The organism is Pedobacter sp., from assembly GCF_965227205.1.
Classification (GTDB): Bacteria; Bacteroidota; Bacteroidia; order Sphingobacteriales; family Sphingobacteriaceae; genus Pedobacter.
This window is the reverse complement of the sequence record NZ_OZ245727.1, coordinates 1,396,037-1,420,136: the sequence shown is the minus strand read 5'-3', so window position 1 is coordinate 1,420,136 and position 24,100 is coordinate 1,396,037. Positions and strand designations below refer to the sequence as shown.

The following is a 24,100-nucleotide window of genomic DNA, read 5'->3' as shown; positions in this document are numbered from 1 at the left end:
TTATGAATATTTTAGTTATCAATTCAGGAAGTAGTTCCATTAAATATCAATTATTTAAAATGCCTAATCCAAAACCTGTTTGTAGTGGTTTGGTAGAGCGTATCGGCATAGAAGGTTCTTTTGTAAAGCATTCTGTTTTTCCTAACGGAGAAAAAATCACTATTGAAAAAGATGGTTTTATTTCGAATCATGGAGAAGGTTTAAAGCAGGTCTTAAGCTTGCTATCAGAAGGAGAAAATGCAGTAATTGCAAGTCCTGAGGATATTGTGGCGGTTGGCCATCGTGTTGTGCATGGTGGAGAGCATTTTACAGGTGCAACAATTATTGATGATGAAGTAAAACATCAAATTAAAAAGCTATTTTCACTTGCTCCATTGCACAATCCGGTAAATTATAAATGTATTGAAGTTGCAGAGCAAACTTTTCCATCGGCAAAGCAAATAGCAGTTTTTGATACGGCATTTCATCAAACTATTCCGCAGAAAGCTTATCGCTATGCAATTCCTGAATGGTATTACAAAGAGCATGGAATTAGAGTTTATGGTTTCCATGGCACAAGCCATAAATATGTAAGTGAGCAAGCCATAAAACATCTCAACAAAGTAGATTCGAAGATTATCAGCGTTCATTTAGGTAATGGTTGTAGTATTACTGCAATCAAAAATGGAAAATCTATCGATACCAGTATGGGTTTTGGCCCTTTAAGTGGTTTAATGATGGGAACCAGATCTGGCGATATAGATCCATCTGTAATTTTTCATTTGATGGAACATTCTGGTTACACGCTTGAACAATTAAGCACTTTACTAAATAAACAATCGGGTTTAGTTGGCGTTGGTGGATCTAGCGATATGCGTGACATTAATAAATTAGTTAGTGAAGGAAATGAAGCTGCTAAACTTGCTTTAGAAATTTACGCTTATAGAATTAAAAAATTTATTGGAGCCTATGCTGCTATTTTAAACGGAGTTGATGCTTTAGTATTTACAGCTGGTGTTGGAGAAAACGATGCTGAAATGAGATGTTCAGTATGTAAAAACCTGGATTATTTAGGCATAAACATTAAAGATGACAAAAATAAGAACTATAAAGGTGAACTATTGAACATCAGTAACGAAGAAGCAAAGGTTCAGGTTTTGATAATTCCTACAAATGAAGAGTTTGAAATCGCTAATCAGTGTTTTAATCTTTTAAACTAACACCCTAAAATTCAAGTTTAAACTTATCTTTTTAAGAATAGGTTGAAAGATAGTTTTTATTATTTTTGCATCCGTTATTAAATTTTATGAAAAAATTAATTATCGGCATTATACTATTATTAACATTTAATGCTTGTAAAAAAACTGTTCCAGCTGCAGATGCCATTAAACTTAACGTTTACACCACAAGAATATTAAACGTAAATACAAACGAACCCGAAACTTTGTATTGGTATGTTAGATTTATAGAAACGGGCGGTTTATACTACTACACCTCTACACAGAAATTAACTGATTTTAGAGGGTTGAAATTTATATTTAGTGTAGAGACACCAACGGAATTGAAGACAGCAAATAAAATTAATGATATTGTTGTCCTCCTGAGTAATTTAGAAGGTGATGTTGTTAAAGACCTTAAATAAAAAATGGGATTTGCCAGAAGCAAATCCCATTTTTTATTTTCAATATATGTAAATATTAAGCTTTAGCTTCTTTACTAGCTCTTGCTTTATCAATCTGTTTATTTATACGTTCCAAAACATCATAAATATCAAATGGCTTGCTTATATAATCGTCAGCAAGTGCGTCTATGGCTTTTTGCTCACTATTGTTCTGTGCAGACATTACTATAATTGGGATGTGTTTAGTAAAAATGTCTGTTTTTAAATCTTCGCAGATTTCAGCTCCATTTCCATCAGGTAACATTACATCAAGCAAAAACAAATCAGGCATTGCATCCTTAATGTTTTTTTTAAGCTCTGAAAATGTTGATGAAAGCTGAAGTTCAAATCCCTCCTCTTTTAAAAGAATTTCAATTACATTTCTGATTTCCTGATCGTCTTCTAAAATGTGTATGCGTTTTTTTGACATGGTTCAAATTATTGTTTTGGTTTAAATATCGAAATTATTTTATACGATAGTAACAGTAACACCTAAACCTTCTAAATGTTTTACAATTTGTTCAGAAATTCCTTTATCTGTTATAATATGATCAATTTCTTCTAATCCGCAGATTTTACCGAAGCCTCTTTTGCCAAATTTTGTAGAATCGGCAAGCACAATCGTTTTCTGTGAAACATTAATCATTTTCCTATTTAAATGTGCTTCCATTGCATTGGTTGTTGTCAGTCCGAAATCTAAATCGATACCATCAACTCCTAAAAACAGCTTATTAAAATAAAAATCTCCTAAAACCTGTTCTGCATAACTACCCATAACAGATGAGGAACTTTTCCTGAGCAAGCCACCCAATTGTATAACTTCTATACTACTTTCCCTCATTAACTCTAAGGCAACATTCAATGCAGAAGTTACCACGGTTAAATTAGCTCCTGCCGGAATATTCTTCGCAAAATATAATACTGTAGTACCAGAAGCAATTACAATTGATTCATTTTCATTGAGCAGCTGTGCAGCAGCAACACCAATTTTATTTTTTTCAGATGATTGAAGTTTTTCTTTCTCGTTAACAGGTCTGTCTACCGTGTAAGGATTATTCATGGTGGCACCCCCATGTGTTCTAAATAAAAGATTTTTATCTTCGAGCAGTTTTAAATCCTTTCTTATCGTAACGGAAGATACTTTCAGTTCCTTACATAAATCAACAACGTTAATATACTGATCTCTTTGTAAACGACTTAAAATTAACTGGTGCCTTTCAGCTAAATTCATCATAATATTAAGATGTGTTTTTAAAACGCCACAAATTAGCGATTTGAAAAATCATTTATATAAATAAAATAATAATTTTTTAACCTGAATATTATATTATTTCGATTATGATTACTTATAATTGCGTATTGTTTCGTTTTATTACATTTTGTTTTTAATGAAGAGAATACACAATCCACATATTGAAGATAATACATCATGGGACATTATAATTATCGGTGGTGGCGCAACTGGTTTAGGAACAGCTTTGGATGCAACAACTCGTGGATTAAAAACACTTCTTGTTGAGCAATCTGACTTTGCGAAAGGAACATCTAGCAGAAGTACAAAACTGGTTCATGGTGGCGTACGTTATTTGGCACAAGGTGATATTAATTTAGTAAAACATGCGTTAGAAGAAAGAGGTTTACTTCAACAAAATGCAGCTCATTTAGTTAATAAAGAAGAATTTATAATTCCGTGTTACAGTTGGTTTTCAATCATTAAATACTTAAGCGGATTAACCATATACGATTGGCTATCAGGAAAATATAGTTTTGGTAAATCTAAATTTTTATCAAAGAGCGAAACTTTAAAGTTGATGCCTGAGATTAAATCGAAAGGTTTAAAAGGCGCAATACGTTATTTCGATGGAAAATTTGATGATGCAAGATTAGCAATAAACATTGCGCAGACTGCTATAAAACATGGGGCTACCCTATTAAACTATACAAAAGTAATTGCACTTAAAAAGCAAGATGAGACTGTAACTGGTATCGAAACTGAAAATGTTTTAACTGGAAAGGAAAATACTTTCACAGGAAAAGTAGTTATAAATGCTACTGGCGTTTTCGTTGATGACATTTTAAAAATGAATAATCCTGCATCAAAGAATATGGTTCGTCCAAGTCAAGGTGTTCACATTGTTTTAGATAAAAGTTTCTTGAATACGGAATCAGCATTGATGATTCCAAAAACATCAGATGGCAGGGTACTTTTTGCCGTACCATGGCACAAGCATTTATTGGTTGGTACAACAGATACGCCAATAAACGAGCATAGTTTGGAACCTAAAGCTTTGAAGGAGGAAGTTGATTTTATATTGGCGACCGCATCATCATACTTCAACAGAAAACCAACTGAAAACGACATTTTAAGTGTTTTCTCTGGATTAAGACCGCTTGCTGCTCCGACTAACAATGATGGCAATAGCACAAAAGAAATTAGCCGCGACCATAAGCTACTAATATCTGCCAAAGGATTAATTACGATTACTGGTGGAAAATGGACAACATATCGCCGCATGGCAGAAGAAACCGTTGATTTAGCCATTAATCACGCTCACCTAGTCGCAAAAGATTGTATTACGAGAACTTTAAAAATTAATGGATGCACTGATTTTAGAGATGGAAGTTACTTAGATATTTACGGTTCTGACAAAGAGAAAATTGAGGAGTTAATGCGCACCGAAGCAGATTTATGTGAGAAATTACATCCTGATTTCCCATACAATAAAGCGGAAGTTGTTTGGGCGATTAAAAATGAAATGGCCGAAACCATTGAAGATATTTTGAGCCGACGTTTAAGGGTTTTATTTATTGATGCGAAGGCCGCAATGGAAATGGCTCCGGTTGTGGCTGCAATTTTAGCAAAAGCGTTACACACAGATAAAGATTGGGAACAGCAGCAAGTAGAAATTTTTAATAATTTGGCATCGAATTATATTCACACCAATAGTAAACAAAAGCAAGCAATTCTAACCGAATAGCACCTAACCTAATATTGAATTATGAGCAAGTTTATCTTGTCTATCGACCAGGGAACCACCAGTTCGAGGGCAATTATTTTCAACCACGATGGCGGAATTGTTGCCATTGCACAAAAAGAATTTACACAGATATATCCACAAGCAGGTTGGGTAGAACATGATCCGATGGAAATATGGTCTACACAACTATCTGTTGTTGCAGAAGTTATTGTAAAAGCAGGATTATCTGTTAAGGATATAAATTCAATCGGCATTACAAATCAACGGGAAACTACGGTAGTTTGGGATAAGGAAACAGGCATTCCGGTTTATAATGCCATAGTTTGGCAAGATAGACGAACATCTGCATATTGCGATGAAATAAAAGCGAAAGGTTTATCTAAGAAAATTCAGGAAAAAACCGGGCTAATTATTGATTCATATTTCTCGGCTACTAAAGCCAAATGGATTTTAGAAAATGTTGATGGCGCAATGGAAAAAGCAAAAGCCGGGAAACTTGCATTTGGTACAATTGATACCTGGTTAATCTGGAAATTAACTACAGGAGTTACACATGTTACCGATGTTTCAAATGCATCGCGTACAATGCTATACAACATTCATACGCTAGAATGGGATAACGAATTACTTGAATTATTTGGTATTCCAAAACAGATGCTTCCTGAGGTAAAATCATCTAGCGAAGTTTATGGCGAAACTGCAGGTAAAATATTAGCAGCAAAATTACCAATTGCAGGTATTGCAGGCGATCAACAATCGGCACTGTTCGGACAAATGTGCACAGAAGTTGGAATGGTAAAAAACACGTATGGAACAGGCTGTTTTATGCTGATGAATATTGGAAAAGAAGCAAAAATTTCAGCAAATAATCTGCTTACCACAATCGCATGGAAAATTAGCAACGAAGTTCATTATGCTTTAGAAGGCAGTATTTTTATAGGTGGTGCTGTAGTTCAATGGCTTAGAGATGAAATGGGTTTAATTTCAAAATCTGCTGATGTTGAAACACTTGCCAAAAAAGTTCCTGATACGCAAGGTGTATACATCGTTCCCGCCTTTGCCGGTTTAGGTGCACCGCATTGGGATCAACATGCTCGCGGTACAATTACAGGCTTAACTCGTGGTACTAACAAATCGCACATTGCCAGAGCAGCGTTAGAAAGTATTGCTTACCAAACAATGGATGTCTTAAAAGCAATGGAAGCCGATGCAGGCGTAAATATTGCAGAATTAAGAGTTGATGGCGGTGCAACAGCAAATGATTTACTGATGCAGTTTCAAGCTGATTTATTGAACAGTACAGTTGTAAGGCCAGAGGTAACTGAAGTAACTGCTATTGGTGCGGCGTATTTAGCTGGTTTAGCAACAGGCTTTTGGGATAGTGTTGAGCAAATACGCTCTCAATGGAAAATTAACCGAACCTTCACTGCAACCGAAGGAATAGATAATACGGAAAGAATTAAGGGATGGAATCGGGCGATTAAAGCTGCCAGAGTTTGCGCAGAAGATTAAAAAAATTACTAAATTGAATTAACCAAATATAGAGATGACAGAATTTGTTGCAGAATTTATTGGCACTGCGCTAATTATTCTTCTAGGAAATGGAGTTGTTGCCAACGTTGTTTTAAAAGATACAAAAGGCAATAATAGCGGTTGGATGGTGATTACAACCGCTTGGGCACTCGCAGTATTCGTTGGTGTTGTAATCGCTGCTCCGTATAGTGGTGCGCATTTAAACCCCGCAGTAACAATTGCTTTGGCCATAACCCAGAAATTCGCTTGGATTAAAGTACCATATTACATTTTAGCTCAGCTATGCGGTGCAATGTTAGGCTCTATTTTAGTCTGGCTGATTTATAAAGACCATTTTGATGCTACTGATGATAAAGGATTGAAGGCCGCTCCATTTGCTACTGCACCCGCCATTAGAAACTTAAAATCGAATCTCCTTTCCGAAATCATTGGAACTTTCGTTTTAATATTTGTGATATTTTATTTCACAAATGCCGAAATGGGAACGGATAAAACACCAATTGGTTTGGGTTCTATCGGTGCCATTCCGGTTGCATTTTTAGTTTGGGTTATTGGTTTGGCTTTAGGCGGAACAACTGGTTACGCCATAAATCCTGCACGAGATTTAGGCCCAAGAATCATTCACAGCATCATTCCGATGAAAGGAAAAGGAAGTAGCGATTGGGCGTATGCATGGGTACCAATTGTAGGACCAATCTGTGGTGCTACATTAGCCGCTTTACTTTATTTCGCTTTAAATTTTAAGTATTAATACGATTTAGTGATAACTGTAACAAAGAATTAACAAGCTTTTTCCCATAAGAAATATCGCATTAAAATCAAATAATTAATACCTTTGTGTAATTCATTCATGTTTGAGCGCATGTTTGGGTTTAGATATAGGATAGGCCGGGTGCCTATCCTTTTTTGTTTTTTAAATTTCTTAAACCAGATTAAGTTTTTTTATTTAAATCAATTTTATCTTTGAAGATATCCAAATCTACAGATGAAAAATAATTACGCTTACGCTCAAATATTTTTAAGACTCGCATTAGGCATAGCCTTTATTTACGCCATTGTAGATAGAGTTGGCTGGCTTGGTGTGGCTGATGGTAAAAACATTGCATGGGGAAACTGGGATGCATTTTTAGATTACACTCACATTTTGCTTCCTGTTCTGAATAGAACGATATCTGATATTTTCGGTTGGATTGCAACCATTGCAGAAGTTGCATTTGGCATTTTATTGATTATTGGATACAAAACAAGATTTGCTGCCTTAGGCAGTTTTGCTTTACTTTTAGGTTTTGGCGTTTGCATGGCAATTTCTTTAGGATTAAAAGCACCATTTAACTATTCAGTATTTTCTGCAAGCGCAGGAGCTTTATTACTTTCTTGCTTATCTGATTATAAATGGAGTATTGATAATTTGCTTGATAAATAAATTAACCAAATGTATCTTTTGCCTTAGCAATTGCTTTTTTCAAATCAATTCCTTTACCTAAAACGCCTTTAAATAAATCCCCTTCGATTTTTAATCTATCTAAGGTATTATGAATATTAAAATCCGTCATTTTTAATCCAGGCTTTACCTCGGTCCAGTCTAAAGGCATAGAAACGGTTGCACCGGGTTTTGGTCGTAAAGAATATGGTCCTGCGATGGTTGCTCCCGGTCTGTTTTGTAAAAAATCTAAGTACATTTTCCCTTTTCTGGCAGAAACCATTCTTTCCAATGTGGTAAAATCCGGAATTTGTTTATTCACCAGACTCACCACAATTTTTGCAAACATCTGGCTCTGGTCATAACTGTATTTCGTACCCAATGGAATATAAATATGAATACCTGTTGAACCAGACGTTTTAGGAAAAGATGGTACATCAAGCGCATCTAAAACTTTTTTGGTTTCGTTTGCGGCCTCAATCACCTGGTCGAAGGTATGTTTATCAGGATCTAAATCAATCACACAATAATCCGGATTATCTGGTTTTTGTACTCTGCTAAACCATGGATTCACTTCAATACAACCTAAAGATGCCATCCAAAGCAAGCTATCAACTCCCGTTCCAACCAGATATTCTTTATGCTCTCCTTCCCCATTTTCATAAGGAAAAGTTTCTGCCCATTCTGGCGCTTTGCCTTTCACATCCTTTTGATAAAAACTTTTACCATTTATCCCGCCAGGAAAGCGATTTAGAGATTGAGGTCTATCTTTTAAGTAAGGCAAAATATAATCGGCAACCTGATAATAGTAATTAAACATATCTCTTTTGCTAATTTTATCTTTTGGCCAGTAAAGCTTACTCAAATGGGTAAATTTCAACTCATGGCCTTTAACTTTCCGAACCTGAGTTTCATCTTTAGGATTTAACAACGTTTTCGGTTCCTGAGATTTTGGCGGTTTTAAAGCTTTAGAATGATTATCTTCTGTTTTATCATCAACAACCTTCTCTGTCGATGTTTCTTTTTCCCGATTTACATCTTTTGCTTTTTTATCTTCTCGCATTCCTTGAAAGGAAGGATGACGAAAAACACCATCGTCCGTAACTTCAGTAAAGGAAACTTCGCAAACCAACTCAGGTTTTAACCAGGTTACTTTCGCCTTCGGCGGATTTGGCCTAAATCTCGATGGCTTATTTACATCAGGCACTTCATCGAAAGGAACTTTATCGGTAACTAATGGCTCAAAAGCCATAAGTAATTCTTTCTGTAGTTTATCAGAAAAACCTGTCCCGACCTTTCCAACATAATGAAGTTTTTTACCTTCATAAACACCCAACAAAAGCGAACTAAAGGATTTTGATGTATCATCATTTTTGGTGTATCCGACAATTACAACTTCCTGCCTTTTATTAACTTTTATTTTTAACCATTCCTTCGATCTTTTATCAGAAGTATAAGTGCTATCAGATTTTTTTGCGATGATTCCCTCTAAACCCATTCTTGTTGCAGCATCAAAAAAATCTATTCCACTGGCTTTAAAAACCTTACTCAACCTTATTCTATCATCATCAACAGGTAAAACATCAGCAAGAATTGCTTGCCGTTCTTCTAATGTTAAATCCATCAGGTTTTTGTTATTATACCAAAGCAAATCAAAAACATAAAAAATCAGTTCACCATCAGCTTCGCTTCTCCAGTTTTGCAAGGCGCCAAAATTCGAAATTCCTTTCTCATTCAGCACTAAAATTTCTCCATCAAAAACAGCGCTTATTTTTTGCTTTTCGAGTAAATTGTAAATCGGGTAAAATTTATCATTAAAAGATTTATTGTTTCTGGAAAGCAAATCAACTTTTCCTTTATTTACAAATGCCAAAGCCCGATAACCATCCCATTTCACCTCGTATTGCCAATCGTCATTATCAAATGGTTCATCAACTAAGGTTGCTAACATAGGTTTTATATGCTCAGGCATTTTACTTTTTGGTGCCTTGGCAAGTAACTTTTTAACATCGAAATCCTTTTCTACATCTTCTGGTTTTATTTTTTTTTCAAGCTTATCCTGAAGAGTTTTTTTAGGCGATTTGATTTTCTCTTCATGTCCATCTTTCCAAATCATCTCAGATGTTTTTTCCATTGTTTTAATATTCTTACCAGAAAGAACAGATTTATCGTCTTTAGTAATGTCTTTTATAGATGAATAATCATCCTTATGCTTTATCAACAGCCATCCATTCTCACCCATTCCATTTGTTTTTACTAATGCAAACTCTCCCTTTAGCTTTTTGCCATGTAGATTTATTTTTAACGAACCTTCTTTAAGCTGTTTCAGTAAATGTTTTTCCTGTGCTTGCTTACCTTTTATCTTATCGATTGGCTCATAAGTTCCTTCATCCCAAACAATTACTGTACCCCCGCCGTATTCTCCTTTTGGGATAATACCTTCAAAATTGCGGTAATCAAAGGGATGGTCTTCAACCATCATTGCTAAACGTTTATTTTTAGGATCTGTTGATGGACCTTTTGGAACTGCCCAACTTTTTAAAACACCATCCATTTCAAGTCTAAAATCATAATGTAACCGAGATGCATAATGTTTTTGAATAACAAACATCAATTTTGTTTTACTTAAGCTTTTGCCCGCTTTAGGTTCTGACGTTTTAGAAAAATCTCGCTTCGATTTATATTTAGCTAAACTCATAGTGATTGTTTTGATATAAAACCAAACAGCATAGCAAAGGTTTGATTTTTATCAATATATAAAACTCATACTTTACTGAACATCAATGTATTTATGAAACATTTACTAAACATTTCTGTTACATTCTTAAAGCATTGATTATGAGAGTAAAGGGCACCGTGGTTATAACTTTAAAAACAGGAGAAAAGGCCCTGATTTTATTAACCGAGAATAAAACAGAACAAACTAAACTTTATCATCATTTGGCTATCGATGCTTATCAGTTTAAAACTGAATTATCTGAAGAAGAGCCCAATATTAAATACATTTCTGCCGGTTTTAAAAGCGATGATGATGAAATTATCTGGGATGATGATTACATAGCTGTACCTAACTGGTACGATAAAAACTAAGCTAAAACTTGAAGTATAAGTTGATAAGTATATGATTGTGAATAACTAGCGTAAACAACAAATTTAGTTTTGAGTTATTACATCATAGAACTTAAGCTTATGAAAAAGTGTATCTATGTAGTTGAGGATAATCCTAATATCAGAGAAATTATAGAATTTCTACTCACAGAAGAACTTTACGAAGTTAAAGGCTGCAAGGATTCAAAAGCCTTTTGGCAACAAATGCAACAGCATGAACCAGATATGATAATTTTGGATATTATGCTCCCCGATGGAAATGGAATTGACATTTGTACAGCATTGAAAGGTAATATTAAAACACACAATATTCCTGTGATGATGATGTCGGCAAATAACCATTTAGCCCAGGTAAAATCAAAATGTACAGCAGAAGATTTTATTAATAAACCATTTGACTTAAATGATTTTGCTGAAAGGGTTGGAAAATATGCGCCAAACTAATAAAAAAGGGAGATTAATATTTTAATCTCCCTTTTGTTCGTTTTTACAAGTTTCAATTTATTTCACTAAAGAAGCATCATATAATCTAGTATGCAATTTTAGCAATTCTGCTGATGGCATTTTGATAACTTTTCTATCATAAGTCATGTAGCCATTTATTTCACCTTCAACATCGGTAGTTTGAGTGTAAACCGCTGCTGATAAACCTGCTGGAATTAATTCAATCATTCTATCCGTAAAGGTTTTGTATTTAGCTAACATCTCATCTGCGGTTTTAAAACTTTGGTAACCCCAATTATTTTTATTTTGCCAGGTATGTCCTGTTACTGGTAAGCCTAAACCACCAAATTCACCTAAAACCAAAATGCTGTTCTTTCCAAACAAATCTGGCCTTGGCATTGCTGGTTGCGGATAATGATGTAAATCGACAAAATGACCAGTATTGAAAAAGTTTCCTCCACTTGCGCTATTTACCAAACGTGACGGGTCTTTTTTCATCGTCCACTCGGTAATTTCTACCGTTTTAAATTGTCCCCAGGCTTCATTAAAAGGTGTCCAAACAACGATGCAAGGATAGTTATGCAAAGCATCCATAATTGCTGTCCATTCTTTACGATAATATCCTTCTGATTCTGGAGTTCTTTTCTGCTCAGTTCCTCTGCCAATAATACCTGGATTTGGTTCCCATCCATTGCCTAAATCTCCACTCGGCATATCTTGCCAAAGTAACATTCCAATCTTATCGCAATAGTTGTAATATCTTGCAGATTCTACTTTGATATGCTTTCTTATCATATTGAATCCCATTTTTTTAAGTTCATCAATATCAAATTTCATTGCGGCTTCTGTAGGTGGCGTATATAATCCATCTGGCCAAAAACCTTGGTCTAACGGGCCATATTGAAACAGAAACTTATTATTCAAAAACATTCTTTTTATGCCATTAGCATCTGTTCCTGCAGAAATTTTTCGCATTGCGAAGTAACTTTTAACCTCATCAACAACTTTACCTTGTCTTACCACACTAATCTTTAAATCGTAAAGAAAAGGACTATCAGGCGACCAAAGTTTTGGATTATTAACCGGAACTACTGCAGTAGCACCCGGCTTAATCTGATTTTGAGACAGGACTTTACCTCCTTCTAAAACTTCAATTTTAACCAAATCTGCAGCTTGTGCCGATGCAAGATTAGCTATAACCGAAATTGTTTTCGCATCAATATCTGGCGTTTGCTTCGTATTAATGATGTGAGTTTTTGCAACACCTTCTATCCAAACCGTTTGCCAGATTCCTGTAACAGGCGTGTACCAAATCCCTTCTGGTTTCTTTACCTGTTTTCCTCTTGGTTGAGGTCCATCATCGGTTGGGTCCCAAACTTTTACTTTAATTTCCTGGGTATTTCCACTTTTTAATAAGGCAGTTATGTTAAAACTAAAAGGGTCGAAACCTCCTTCATGTTTGCCTGCAAGCTTTCCGTTTACATAAACTTCAGTTTGCCAATCCACCGCACCAAAATGCAATAAAACATCTTTATTTTTTAATGATGAAGGAATGGTAATGTTATTTTTATACCACAAAACACTATCCTTTCCAACTGTTTTACCTACGCCAGAAAGTGCAGATTCAACCGCAAAAGGAACAAGAATTTTTCCATCATATTTTGAAGGCTCATTATTTGATTTCGGAATAATTGCATACTCCCACAAACCATTTAAATTTTTCCAATTGTTTTCTCTTGATAATTGTGGTCGTGGATATTCTGGCAATACCGCACTTGGATTTACCTGCGAAGCAAAATCGGTAACAATTTTATCTTTTTTAAATGTCCAATTAGTTTGTGCATGAACGCCAATGCTAATAAATAAGCTTAAGGGAATGAGTAATTTATTGAATTTCATTATATATGTGGTTAAAGAGTAAATATAGTAAAACCTTTTACCTGCATCTTTTTACAACAAATTATTTACTTAAACCGCATTTAAAAAGAAAGCCCTTGATTGCAAATGCAATAAGGGCTACTTAAAACTTAATCAATCCTCTCATTATGAACTGACTAAATTCTTACAACGATATAACAACCATAAAAGCTAATGGTTTTACGGAAGCTACTTTTTTGTAACAACTGAATAATTTGGATCATCAATAATGTTAATTTCTATAACAGCTTCTGCATTTTTCAATAGAGTTCTGCAATCGGCACTCAAAGCCTTTAAATGTAGTGTTTTACCAGCTTCTGCATAACGTTGAGTTAGCTTATGAAGTGCATCAATTCCACTCATATCTGCAATTCTACTTTCAGAAAAATCAATTACAACTTTCTCTGGGTCGTTTACTACATCAAATTTCTCGTTAAAGGCAGAAACAGAAGCGAAAAACAATGGTCCGTATATTTCATAATACTTCACACCAAGCTCGTCAATATACTTTTTAGCTCTGATTCGCTTTGCGCTTTCCCAGGCAAAAACCAAAGCTGAAATGATAACGCCAACCAAAACAGCTAAAGCCAAATTATGTAGGAGAATGGTGATTAGCGCTACGGTTATCCCAATAAAAATATCCTGCTTCGGCATTTTATTGATAATTCGGAAACTAGCCCATTCAAATGTACCAACTGCAACCATAATCATTACTCCGGTTAGTGCCGCCATCGGAACCTTTTCTATTATCGGAGCACCAAAAAGTATAATCACAAGGATAGTTAAAGATGCTATAATACCAGACAATCTTGCCCTTGAACCTGATGATAGATTCACCAAAGTCTGCGCTATCATCGGACAACCACCCATGCCAAAGAAAAATCCATTTGCAATGTTTGCTGTGCCTTGCGCTAAACATTCTCTGTTGCCATTTCCTTTTGTAGCCGTAATTTCATCAACTAAATTAAGGGTTAACAATCCTTCGGTTAAGCCAACGCAAGCCATTATCAACGCATAAGGAAAAATTATTTTTAGGGTTTCAAATTCAAAAGGAATTTTAGGAATATGAAATGGTGGAAAACCACCGCTCACCGAAGCAATATCTTTAACTGTTTTGGTATCAATATTAAAAACTAAAACTAAAGTAAACACTACAATAATTGCCAACAAGGACGGCGGAAAGGCTTTAGTTAACTTCGGTGTGATTACAACGATTGCAATGGTTAACAAAACCAAACCCGCCATTAAATACAGTGCATTACCAGAAAGCCAAACCAACTCTCCGTTTACCAATGTTTTAAATTGTTCTAACTGAGCAAGGAAGATAATTACTGCTAACCCATTAACAAAACCATACATTACCGGCTGAGGAACCAGCCTGATAAACTTTCCGAGTTTAAATAAGCCAATAAGGATTTGAATAACCCCTCCTAAAATTACTGCTGCAAATACGTATTCAATTCCGTTCGATTTCATTAAGGCGATGAGCACTATAACTGTTGCACCTGCCCCACCCGAAATCAACCCTGGTCTGCCACCTAATACAGAAGTAATCAAACCCATTATAAAGGCAGCATACAATCCAACCAGTGGCGGAAACCCTGCCAGAATTGCAAATGATAGCGACTCGGGCATCATGGTCATTGCCACAGTGAGTCCTGCTAAAATTTCATTTCTGTAATTAACTTTTTGTTTAAAGTCGAATAGGTTTAAGTACGATTTCATATTTGATTCAAAGGTAAATTAATTTAAAATCTTAAATCAGTTTTAAATTAATTTACCCTCCAAATCAAACCAAATTTTATTGAAATAACCCTGCGAATAGCTTGTTGGAATGCAATTTTGCTGATTGATCGTAAATGTGTGAGGTGCTCATGATTTCATTTACGCCATATTTAGTAACAAAGGCATCTAAATTTTTCTTGATAGAAGCAGCACTACCAATAAAAGAATAGTAAAGCATTTGTTCTACAGCATCTTTTTCCATCGCATCCCAAATGGCATTTATGTTTTGTACAGGTGGTTTTAATTTCTCTCTTTTACCTGTAATAACGCCTAAAAACATTCTTTTAACAGAGTTTGATAAAAAATCAGCTTCTTCATTTGTGTCTGCCGCTACAACATTAACACAGGCCATAACATACGGCGATTGCAAAAATTCTGATGGCTGAAATTCTTCTCTGTAAATCGCAATTGCTTGCTCGAAATACGCGGGCGCAAAATGGCTTGCAAATGCGTAAGGTAAACCTTTAGCTGCTGCTAACCTGGCGCTATCTGTACTGGAACCTAAAATCCAGATTGGAACATCTAAACCTTCACCAGGTATTGCCCTTACATTTGAATTCCGGTTATCAGCAGAAAATAATTGTTGTAATTTTTCTACATCTTTAGGAAAGCTATGCGCAGCATGAATGTTTTGACCTCTGATTGCCATCGCTGTAACCTGATCGGTTCCAGGTGCTCTGCCTAAACCTAAATCAATTCGATTTGGATATAAAGAAGCGAGTGTACCAAATTGCTCAGCAACAATTAGCGGTGAATGATTTGGTAACATAATCCCACCAGAACCTACCCTAATTGTTTTTGTTCCTCCGGCTACATAACCTATTAAAATTGCCGTAGCAGAACTTGCCACACCTGCCATATTGTGATGTTCTGCAAACCAATAGCGATTATATCCTAAATCTTCTGATTGTTGAGCCAATTCTAAACTGGTTTTAAATGTATCTGCAGCGGTGTGCCCTTCTAAAACAGTTGCAAGATCTAATACGGAATAAGGTATATTTTTTAACAGGTTATCCATTTAACGAAAGTATTTTACAGTTATAGAGACAAAAATATCTTTAAAAAATTCAAAGCTGGTGCAAGTTTTTACAAATGACCTTTATCAAACAGTTTATTTACCTGAAACATACAGTAGCCAAAATATGTTAAGGAATAATGAAAATATTGCTACTTATCGCCCTGCTTATTTCTTCCGTTTTTACTTATGCACAATTTAGCGACAGCACTAATTATCACATTGTAGCATCATCAGCAGGTTCTATTAATAAAACCAACAACGAGCGGGCTTATCTTTTAAATAACAACATTAATTTCGGGCTTAAGAAAAAAAGCATTGTATTTAACAGCACTTCGAGTTGGCTTTATGGCAAGCAAAACAATGCGCTTAGTAATAACGATTTTTCTACAACAATGAACTTTAACCTTTACAAAACCTTCCCTAATTTTTATTACTGGGGTTTAATAAACTACAATACGAGTTATTCTCTCAAACTTAAAAACCAACTTTTAGCAGGTGCAGGTATTGCTTACAGTTTTATTGATACCACAAATGCATATATAAATTTAAGTAATGGCGTGTTATTCGATCAGAGTAGTCTTGTGGAATTAGCGGATTATAATACGTTCAGAAATTAGCTTCGGTTGCAATATCATTTCCTTATAAAAAACATTATTACTATTGATGGAAGCCATTTTCTTCAAAATTCATATTCACGCAAGGGAGATTACATTATTAGGTCGAGCACAACGTTAGGCTTAAAAATTAGAAAATGGATAAGCTTTACAACTGCCTTAAACTATAATAGATTAAACGTTACACAACGTGAAAACCTGAATTTAACTTATGGTTTAAGTATCGATAAATACTTTTAATTGTTATCATCAATATTTAAAAAATCTTCGATAAACTTTTTACGACTTATCATTTCTAAATAAGGATAATCTCCTGATTGCTGTTTTCTTATTTTTAGATGATAGAGAAACAATCCACCTAAATCGACAAAAATAGGCGCTTTTGCAGCATACCAAACTGCATGTGGCTGTTTCCAACAGAAATGGTAAAAATTGGAAGTAATTTTTATGCCTTTTAACTCAGGATGATAGAAATTTAATACTTTGGGCTTAATTAACTCGGTTGATAATTCTGATTTACGAATTACAGACAGATGATCGGTATTGCAAAATTCAAAGTCTTCGAGTTTTGAATCATAGGGATTAGGCAGATTTTTTAAAACTTTAAAACCTTTGAATTTTTTGCCATTCAATACCCATATCATTTTAGGATAAAAAGCCTCGCGACTTTGCATTTCCAAAAGTGTTATTGGCGAATTCTGAAATTCGATAGCTGTACCACAATTTGTATAAACATCGGCTCTGTGTAATTCGCCACTTTCCTGACAGCAAAAAACCTTTTCTCTATACTCAATTGGGAATGCTTTTTTCCAGTTTTTATGCCATATACTTTCCCTATGGTATTTTTCGAAAGGATCGTTTGGGTAAGCTGATAAATCTCCATTAAAATATTTTAGAAGATTATCGTCAACCTTATCCATTTCCTTTAAAAACGTTTAACACGCTTGTTTTCCATTTAATATAGCCAAGATTACCGCAAACATAACCTACAAAGTTTTCTACATCTTCGGTTACATCATTTACCACTCTAAATCTTATTTTATATTTTGGATTATAGCTAATGTAAACCACTAAATCATCTTTTCTTTCGCCAACCGAAAGCAGTGGCTGTAAATGAATATCCTGAAGTTCGGCTGCTGCCTGCTTCAAGCGCTCATTCATTATTTTTCCCAGTGATGCATCGGGCACAAAATCTGTTTCTGTTATTGCAAGTACCGTAATTGTCATAAAGTATCTTCCTAATTATCTTCTTCTGCTCTATTATTTATTCGTAAATAATAATAGAATGCAGCAAATTTATACTAATATTTTTAGCAAGCAAATATTCAGCCATAATTTTTAACGGCTGTTGTATAATTAACTGTAGATAAGGAAAATAAAATTCTATGGGTAATTAGTGTAAAATTTTAAACTCGGGAAAATTAATTTGTATTATAATTCCAAATATTACAGATTGGTTTAAAAAAATTATATTTTGGTACTGTAAAATTTTCCCTCATCCCATCCCTAAATTACATCTCTAAATGGATTCGAACATTCATAACAAAGGTTATCTCAGCTTCATTGGACCTTTTCGAACTAACTTAACTATTAGTAGCCAAGAGCTTATATATAATGATTATTACAATTTTCAACAGGCGATTTGCAACAAGCTAAATAATAATGAGGAATTTGGAAACTGGCGCTTTACGTCAAATAACAATAGATTGAATAAATTAAGTTTTGATGTTGACACCTATGAGGGAGAAATACTTACTCCAAAGTATTTGTTAGAATTTGATTATTCGATAAGCAATGAGATTAAGGATGATATCAACTTGCTTGTTATAGCATTATCTACAGATATACTTCTGGAAATAGAAAATATCACATTAAAGTACATGAATTCAGGAAGTGGAACAATTAGTTTCAGGACAAGTTACAAGCTGGAAAAGCAAAAATCTGCAGAAGAAATAAAGTTATTTCATGAAAAATTAAGTTCTGATTTATCACACATCGCCAATAAGTTAATTGAATATTGTACTGGAAAATTAAAAAAGGAATTAACTAAGCCCTACATATTAAGATGTGATGAAGATAGCAAGCCTTCGCTTGCTTGGATGCATAGGATATTCTATGTTCAGATGCAAGAAGATGAATTGAGAAATATTGATAACATCGATTATTCATTTATCATTAAGCAGAATCAAATTTTACCCATTAATGCCTCGATTACAGAAAATTTGAATTTTTATCCAAGTATTGGAAATTCGCAAGTCATTTTTGTTAACCATGAACAAGCTGAGAGTAGAGAATTCAGAGCACTTGAAAACGTAATTGAATACATCAACTGCAATTGGCTGAGTATGATAGAAATGGACAAAAAATTGTTTTATCAAATTAATGAACTCGGACGGAATAATGACCAGTTAAAACTAAAAGATTTAGAAATAAAATATAATTTGATTTCAGATCTTTGCGAGGAGATAACACTTTTCAAATCGATATTATTTAATCACAAAATAAATCTTTCGCCTCAAGAACACAAAATATGGGAATGTGTTGCAGAAATTTGGCATCTGGATGAATTAATTAACTCTGTTACAACAAAATCTGAAACATTGAAGGAAATGAATAAGGGAATACTTGATAGATTGCAAAATAAACAAAATAATAAATTAAATTATCTGGTTTTTGTATTTACAACAATATCATTTCTAACAATTATCCTTCAGGCTATAGATTTCGTACAACAAAGTGTTAATGTTCCAAATATTCTTAGAACGCTAACAATGTTATTTTTAACTATTACAGTGGTTTTTTCAGTAAGAAAATTAAGAAACTGGCTTTTTGGATAACGGACCATTTTCTGCAACATTGTTCTTTTCGGAAGAAGAAATTACGAGTAAACCAACGATTGCCAAACTGATTAAAGTTGCCTGAAAAACCAGATGTTTCTTTTTCTTTTGTATGCCGGTGTAAAGATTATAAGCAGCAATTACACCTGCGGCACCAAACTCAATATTGCGTTGAATACTGTAAGGCGTTGAGCCTTTTTTGGTGAAATTTGCCCGCATCAAACTATTAATTACAGAGAAGCCCGGCTCAATGGTTTTCTTTACCGTTCGGGATTTTGCCAGTGTATTTACTAAATGATTTACGGGAGTTTTTGTAGTTGTTTTTTCTTTCATAGTTAAAAAGACAACCCCCATAAAAGAAATTAAGTTTTGAAAAATTTAAAATAACCTGCAATAAACTGATTTCCAATCATCAATTATGAGTTAAATTATTCTTCATTTATAGTCAAAGTAGTTGAAGAATTTCCTTGAATGTTATTAAAATCATTATTATTTCGATTATAATATCCAAATGGATCGTCGACAACATTACCTTCTCCTTTTGGATTATCGCCATATTCATTTGGCCCATAATCTCCGGCACCAAAAACCATAATTATGAAATAAAAAGGGATAAGCATGTACCAACCCGAATTACCCCTATCATGACAACGTTTTGCACCTTGCGAAATAAGCAGATAAACGGGCAGTAAAATAAAAACACCTACCCAATCTTGCTTTGTTGTTTCTACAATGATAGAGGTGCCCAAAAGTACCAGGATGTAGAAAATATAAGTTAATGCGTACTCTGTACGGCGTATTCTACCGTAAAAGGAAAAGATATCTTTAAACATAAGAGCGGTTTATTTTGATAATATAATTACTGGTTTTTATTTGCTTTTTCGAAATACCTGCTGAAGTAAAGCGTTTGATATACTACTGCATTACCCCAGTATTCCATGTTATGCACACCTGGCCTAATAATAAAATCGTGAGGAATATTTCTATCCACCAGCTTATCGTGCAAGGCTACGTTAACTTTGTAGAAAAAATCGCCTGTTCCACAATCGATTATAATAGCAAGTTTATTTGGCGTTAATAAATGAGTTAAATTAATAACTGTATTATTTTCCCATCTTTCTGGATATTCGCTGTATTTGCCGAGTCTTTTAGCTAAATCCCAATTCTCAGGGAATGGTCTGATGTCTACACCACCGCTCATACTTCCACAAGCACCATAAACATCCTGGTGGCGAAAACCAAGATATAACCCACCGTGTCCGCCCATACTTAATCCGGTTATCGCCCGCCCCGTTCTATCTTTTATTGTAGAATAATGGCTATCGATATAGCTAACCAATTCTGTTGCAACATAGGTTTCGTAGCGATATGTTGGGTCTTGAGGACTATCGAAATACCAGCTTGTAACACCACCATCTGGGCAAACCACAATTATTTGATGCGTATCAGATAATTTCTTAACCGTTGCCTTATCTGGCGTATTATTCACCCAATCAGAAAATTTTCCTCCTGCCCCATGTAACAGATACAAAACAGGATATTTTTTATCTTTTGAGTAGTTGTCGGGTTTTACTACCGCAGCTTTAATGTCCTTTTTCATTGCATTACTGCGAGTCAAAACGGTATCAACACTTGCCGAATATGCACTATTTGCAAAAACGATTAAAGTAAGGAAGGTGAAAAAATATTGTTTAATTTTCATAAAATTTTGGAACGAGTTGAACGTAAATATAATTTTTTGATAAGCAAATTATCAGAAATGTTTAAGATAATTTTAGCTTGATTTAGGGAGTATATTTTAAATTAAAATCCGAAAACGAAGCAACCTCTTCAGGTTTACCATTAAAATTCAACCCAATTCGTGGACTTCTATCCCATTGTGGTAAAAAATTAACATCAACTTTGGTTTCTGAGTTCAGCGCTTTCCAATCATCTTGCCCTTGTTTGTAAAATGTAGTAACTTCTAAATTAGATGCTACCTTAAATTTTAGCTGTACATTTCCTGTTCCATTAATGGTTTGTGAAGCTAAAACTGTTTTTTGCTTATTCTGAATTTTCCAAAACTGAACCTGGTTGCCCGTTACGCCAACACCAACCGCAGCACTTGCATCTCCATAATAACTGATGCCTTTTATTGCGGTGTTAGAATTAATAACAGTAGTTGTTGCTTCAAAAATCGCACTTACCGGACGAACAGTTAAAGCAATTCCGGTTAAATTTGAGGCCGCAACAGCTCCAGACAAGTTAAGCTTACCATTTCCTTGTGAAATTTTAGGCGTAGAATTTCGAAAATCCCATTGCCAGCTTTTACTTAAAGTTTTATCAGTAAAATTAAAAGACAAATCTTTTGACGTATTTGGACCAGATACTTCCTTAAACTTTGGCCATCCATTTTTTTCAGGCCATGTTAGCTCGGCTAACATACCTTGTCGCCCTGCAAAAACTGTAGTTTGCTTGTTATAAGCATGATATAGATAGTAATATTTTCCTTGCTCAGTTTTAACAAATGTACCATGACCGGAACATTTCCAAGCTTCATTTTCTGACAGTATTGGATTTTGAGCATATTTCTCATACGGTCCTCTAAAAGATTTTGAACGGGCAACCCCAACATTATAGTCACATTGTATTCCGCAGCAAGCTCCGGCAGAGTAAAACATATAATAGTAATCGCCCACCTTCATAAAACTTTGCCCTTCTAAACCTTTACCAGCATCATCTTTCATCATAGAAAACGTTTCGCCTTCTACTTTTAAGCCATCGTTAGAAAGCTTAACACCCAAAATTTCGATTGGTCTTTTATCAAGTCCATAAGCTTTGTAAGTAATATACCTTACGCCATTATCAACAAAAACGAAACCATCAATGGCTTCTTTTCCATGTTCGATTATTACACCATGATCTACAAATCCTTCATCAGGAGATTTTGATGTAGCAACACCAATACAAGAAATACCATCACTTTTACGCCTTGCTGTATAATAAATGAAGTAGGTACCATTATTATAGTCGTATTCAGGAGCCCAGAAAGAACCAGAAGTCCACTCGGGTGCTTTATCAAAAACATACCCGGTTTGTTCCCAGTTCATCAAATCTTTCGATGTGTAAACCGGGAAATGTGGTGCCCACTCAGATGATGTTCCAATTGCGTAATAAGTATCCTTCGCTTTAATAATTGATGGATCTGCATAATCACCGGAAATTACAGGTTTAACAGCATTTTGCGCAAATGCGGTATTAATGAAAAGTGTTGAAGTAATTGCAAGAACAAGCGATAGATATTTGGATAGATTCATTTAACTAAATTAATTTTAATTATGAATAATACTGAAGTATCAATCTATATTTTACAATAAAGAGTGATGTGCAGATATCTACTGGTTGGTGTCTCACCAACCACAGATTAAATTTAAGGGATTCTTATCGTGAATTATCTTGATTATTTCTGTTGGTGAGACACTAACAGATAGATTAATCACTAATTAACCACCCCTTGCCCCCAATGTCATTAACTTAAAAAAAGCCGTTGTCCTTTAGATTTGCACTAATCTAAATAATTGATTTGATTTATATTTAACAAATTACCTAAATCGGTAGCGGCTCATTAAGCGTTGTCAAGGTTAGATACCTATAGACTGATCTAATCCGCTACCGATTTTTCCCTTAGTGACCAGATAACAATTAGGGCATTACCCATTATTAAGGACTTGGATCGATGGGGTAAAACTTAGGTAATTGCTACAAATTTAAAGAATAAATAATATGATTAATACAAATTTCTTTATTGGGATTGATGTATCAAAGCCCTACTTTGATGCTTCTTTAATGACTGTTATCAGTCATGTAAAACAAGCTATCCAAAGCGCCCGGTTTGAGAATACAGCTTCTGGGATAAAGACATTTGAGAAATGGCTTAAATTTCATAAGGTCACCTTTAATCCAGACACTCTGGTGGTGATTGAAAATACAGGGATCTATCACCGTTTGATCTGGGCTTTCTGCAGTAACAAACACGTACCAATTCATATTGGTAATGCAGCCCATATTAAATGGAGTTTTGGGATAGCTAGAGGAAAGAATGATAAGATAGATAGTATCCGTTTATGCAAGTATGCCTTTAAGGAAGCTGATACATTAAAGGCCACAGAGGCCTTAGATCCACAGTTATTGCATTTAAAAGATTTCATATCTGCCAGAACAAAATTACTCAAGCAGGCTACAGGACTTAGCCTTTCAATTAAAGAGCTAGGTAATGTAAATGAAAAATCACATCAGAAACTAATTGAGAAAGCACTTAAATCTGCGATTGATGGAATAGCAAAATCGATTAAAAATATTGAAGAACAAATCCGCAAAATTATCAAAGAAAACAGCGCCTTTCAACGAAACTATAACCTGTTGACCGGTATACCAGGGATCGGACACGTCACCGCGGTTTACCTGATTGGTTGTACAGCGAATTTTGCCAGCAACCCAAGTGGAAAGCAATTGGCATGCTATGCAGGAGTCGCTCCGTTCGAGCACTCGAGCGGGATTAGTGTAAAAGGTAAAACCAGGGTACATAGGATGGCAAACAAAGACCTTAAAAAACTACTACATCTATGCGCATTATCAGTTATCCAACATAATATGGAATTCAAGAACTACTACCAAAGGAAAAAGGATGAAGGTAAGCATAGCATGAGTATACTTAATGCAGTGAGAAATAAAATAACGCTAAGAATAGCAGCTGTAATTAAAACACAACAACCTTATAAAAGCAATTATAATATAGCAGCCTAATTTGCAAAAGTCATAACAATCAGTC

At 34.7% G+C, this 24,100-nt stretch carries 24 protein-coding genes; 12 read left to right on the top strand and 12 right to left on the bottom strand.

Annotation, left to right across the window (positions count from 1 at the left end):
- Positions 1-2 precede the first annotated feature (2 nt).
- Together ACO05K_RS06030 and ACO05K_RS06025 are read left to right on the top strand one after the other, a co-directional pair.
- Positions 3-1,199 carry an acetate/propionate family kinase gene (locus ACO05K_RS06030; protein ID WP_421943553.1) on the top strand — a complete coding sequence of 399 codons (1,197 nt, stop codon included), beginning with the start codon at positions 3-5 and terminating at the stop codon, positions 1,197-1,199.
- 86 nt (positions 1,200-1,285) lie between these two features.
- Positions 1,286-1,621, top strand: coding sequence for a hypothetical protein (locus ACO05K_RS06025; protein ID WP_421943552.1), 336 nt, complete (start codon positions 1,286-1,288; stop codon positions 1,619-1,621).
- 55 nt (positions 1,622-1,676) lie between these two features.
- Here the strand turns inward: ACO05K_RS06025 and ACO05K_RS06020 are convergent, their stop codons facing one another.
- Both ACO05K_RS06020 and ACO05K_RS06015 read right to left on the bottom strand, forming a co-directional pair.
- Positions 1,677-2,069 (bottom strand): response regulator transcription factor, encoded by a 393-nt coding sequence (locus ACO05K_RS06020; RefSeq protein WP_421943551.1) that lies wholly within the window; start codon positions 2,067-2,069, stop codon positions 1,677-1,679.
- A 39-nt stretch (positions 2,070-2,108) separates the two neighbouring features.
- Positions 2,109-2,873, bottom strand: a complete 765-nt coding sequence (locus ACO05K_RS06015; RefSeq protein WP_421943550.1) for a DeoR/GlpR family DNA-binding transcription regulator — start codon at positions 2,871-2,873, stop codon at positions 2,109-2,111.
- A gap of 154 nt (positions 2,874-3,027) precedes the next feature.
- On the opposite strand from ACO05K_RS06015, the gene ACO05K_RS06010 reads away from it, so the two are divergent.
- The 4 genes from ACO05K_RS06010 (at position 3,028) to ACO05K_RS05995 (ending at position 7,573) form a co-directional block, all read left to right on the top strand.
- Entirely contained in the window at positions 3,028-4,617 is a 1,590-nt protein-coding gene (locus ACO05K_RS06010) for a glycerol-3-phosphate dehydrogenase/oxidase (RefSeq protein ID WP_421943549.1), read from the top strand.
- Between the two features lie 21 nt (positions 4,618-4,638).
- Positions 4,639-6,129, top strand: a complete 1,491-nt coding sequence (gene glpK, locus ACO05K_RS06005) for a glycerol kinase GlpK (protein ID WP_421943548.1) — start codon at positions 4,639-4,641, stop codon at positions 6,127-6,129.
- Between the two features lie 34 nt (positions 6,130-6,163).
- Positions 6,164-6,901 carry an MIP/aquaporin family protein gene (locus ACO05K_RS06000; protein WP_421943547.1) on the top strand — a complete coding sequence of 246 codons (738 nt, stop codon included), beginning with the start codon at positions 6,164-6,166 and terminating at the stop codon, positions 6,899-6,901.
- Positions 6,902-7,135: 234 nt separating this feature from the next.
- A complete protein-coding gene (locus ACO05K_RS05995; RefSeq protein WP_421943546.1) occupies positions 7,136-7,573 on the top strand; it encodes a DoxX family protein in 438 nt (145 codons plus the stop codon).
- Between the two features lies 1 nt (position 7,574).
- Here the strand turns inward: ACO05K_RS05995 and ligD are convergent, their stop codons facing one another.
- On the bottom strand, positions 7,575-10,268 hold the full coding sequence (ligD, locus tag ACO05K_RS05990) for a DNA ligase D (protein ID WP_421943545.1): 2,694 nt from the start codon (positions 10,266-10,268) through the stop codon (positions 7,575-7,577).
- Between the two features lie 140 nt (positions 10,269-10,408).
- On the opposite strand from ligD, the gene ACO05K_RS05985 reads away from it, so the two are divergent.
- Positions 10,409-10,660, top strand: a complete 252-nt coding sequence (locus ACO05K_RS05985; RefSeq protein WP_421943544.1) for a hypothetical protein — start codon at positions 10,409-10,411, stop codon at positions 10,658-10,660.
- Positions 10,661-10,759: 99 nt separating this feature from the next.
- Positions 10,760-11,122, top strand: a complete 363-nt coding sequence (locus ACO05K_RS05980; protein WP_421943543.1) for a response regulator transcription factor — start codon at positions 10,760-10,762, stop codon at positions 11,120-11,122.
- Positions 11,123-11,179: 57 nt separating this feature from the next.
- Here the strand turns inward: ACO05K_RS05980 and ACO05K_RS05975 are convergent, their stop codons facing one another.
- The 3 genes from ACO05K_RS05975 to ACO05K_RS05965 all read right to left on the bottom strand — a co-directional run bounded on the left by ACO05K_RS05975 (position 11,180) and on the right by ACO05K_RS05965 (position 15,842).
- A complete protein-coding gene (locus ACO05K_RS05975; RefSeq protein WP_421943542.1) occupies positions 11,180-13,021 on the bottom strand; it encodes a glycoside hydrolase family 2 protein in 1,842 nt (613 codons plus the stop codon).
- A gap of 207 nt (positions 13,022-13,228) precedes the next feature.
- Positions 13,229-14,764, bottom strand: coding sequence for a SulP family inorganic anion transporter (locus tag ACO05K_RS05970; protein WP_421943541.1), 1,536 nt, complete (start codon positions 14,762-14,764; stop codon positions 13,229-13,231).
- A 76-nt stretch (positions 14,765-14,840) separates the two neighbouring features.
- Complete coding sequence (locus ACO05K_RS05965) at positions 14,841-15,842, bottom strand: LLM class flavin-dependent oxidoreductase (protein ID WP_421943540.1); 1,002 nt, start codon at positions 15,840-15,842, stop codon at positions 14,841-14,843.
- Positions 15,843-15,979: 137 nt separating this feature from the next.
- Here ACO05K_RS05965 and ACO05K_RS05960 point away from each other — a divergent pair, with 137 nt between their 5' ends.
- Both ACO05K_RS05960 and ACO05K_RS05955 read left to right on the top strand, forming a co-directional pair.
- Positions 15,980-16,459: a hypothetical protein gene (locus ACO05K_RS05960; RefSeq protein ID WP_421943539.1), complete on the top strand. Its 480-nt coding sequence runs from the start codon at positions 15,980-15,982 to the stop codon at positions 16,457-16,459.
- A gap of 6 nt (positions 16,460-16,465) precedes the next feature.
- On the top strand, positions 16,466-16,696 hold the full coding sequence (locus ACO05K_RS05955; protein ID WP_421943538.1) for a hypothetical protein: 231 nt from the start codon (positions 16,466-16,468) through the stop codon (positions 16,694-16,696).
- On the opposite strand, the gene ACO05K_RS05950 is transcribed toward ACO05K_RS05955, so the two are convergent.
- Both ACO05K_RS05950 and ACO05K_RS05945 read right to left on the bottom strand, forming a co-directional pair.
- The gene (locus ACO05K_RS05950) at positions 16,693-17,376 is read right to left on the bottom strand and encodes a competence protein (RefSeq protein ID WP_421943537.1); all 684 of its coding nucleotides are present in this window, start codon (positions 17,374-17,376) and stop codon (positions 16,693-16,695) included. The genes ACO05K_RS05955 and ACO05K_RS05950 overlap by 4 nt on opposite strands.
- Positions 17,369-17,683, bottom strand: a complete 315-nt coding sequence (locus ACO05K_RS05945) for a hypothetical protein (RefSeq protein ID WP_290243617.1) — start codon at positions 17,681-17,683, stop codon at positions 17,369-17,371. Before ACO05K_RS05945 ends, ACO05K_RS05950 begins: the two co-directional genes overlap by 8 nt.
- A gap of 479 nt (positions 17,684-18,162) precedes the next feature.
- Between ACO05K_RS05945 and ACO05K_RS05940 the strand changes: the two genes are divergently transcribed.
- Positions 18,163-19,293 (top strand): hypothetical protein, encoded by a 1,131-nt coding sequence (locus ACO05K_RS05940; RefSeq protein WP_421943536.1) that lies wholly within the window; start codon positions 18,163-18,165, stop codon positions 19,291-19,293.
- Here ACO05K_RS05940 and ACO05K_RS05935 read toward each other — a convergent pair.
- From ACO05K_RS05935 to ACO05K_RS05920, 4 genes are all read right to left on the bottom strand, one after another.
- Entirely contained in the window at positions 19,270-19,626 is a 357-nt protein-coding gene (locus tag ACO05K_RS05935; protein ID WP_421943535.1) for a hypothetical protein, read from the bottom strand. The two genes, ACO05K_RS05940 and ACO05K_RS05935, sit on opposite strands and share 24 nt — an antisense overlap.
- Before the next feature lie 95 nt (positions 19,627-19,721).
- The gene (locus tag ACO05K_RS05930; RefSeq protein WP_421943534.1) at positions 19,722-20,126 is read right to left on the bottom strand and encodes a DUF805 domain-containing protein; all 405 of its coding nucleotides are present in this window, start codon (positions 20,124-20,126) and stop codon (positions 19,722-19,724) included.
- A 26-nt stretch (positions 20,127-20,152) separates the two neighbouring features.
- Complete coding sequence (locus tag ACO05K_RS05925) at positions 20,153-20,995, bottom strand: alpha/beta hydrolase (protein WP_421943533.1); 843 nt, start codon at positions 20,993-20,995, stop codon at positions 20,153-20,155.
- An 82-nt stretch (positions 20,996-21,077) separates the two neighbouring features.
- Positions 21,078-22,589, bottom strand: coding sequence for a glycoside hydrolase family 43 protein (locus tag ACO05K_RS05920; protein WP_421943532.1), 1,512 nt, complete (start codon positions 22,587-22,589; stop codon positions 21,078-21,080).
- A gap of 466 nt (positions 22,590-23,055) precedes the next feature.
- On the opposite strand from ACO05K_RS05920, the gene ACO05K_RS05915 reads away from it, so the two are divergent.
- Positions 23,056-24,075, top strand: a complete 1,020-nt coding sequence (locus ACO05K_RS05915) for an IS110 family transposase (RefSeq protein WP_421943531.1) — start codon at positions 23,056-23,058, stop codon at positions 24,073-24,075.
- Positions 24,076-24,100 lie beyond the last annotated feature (25 nt).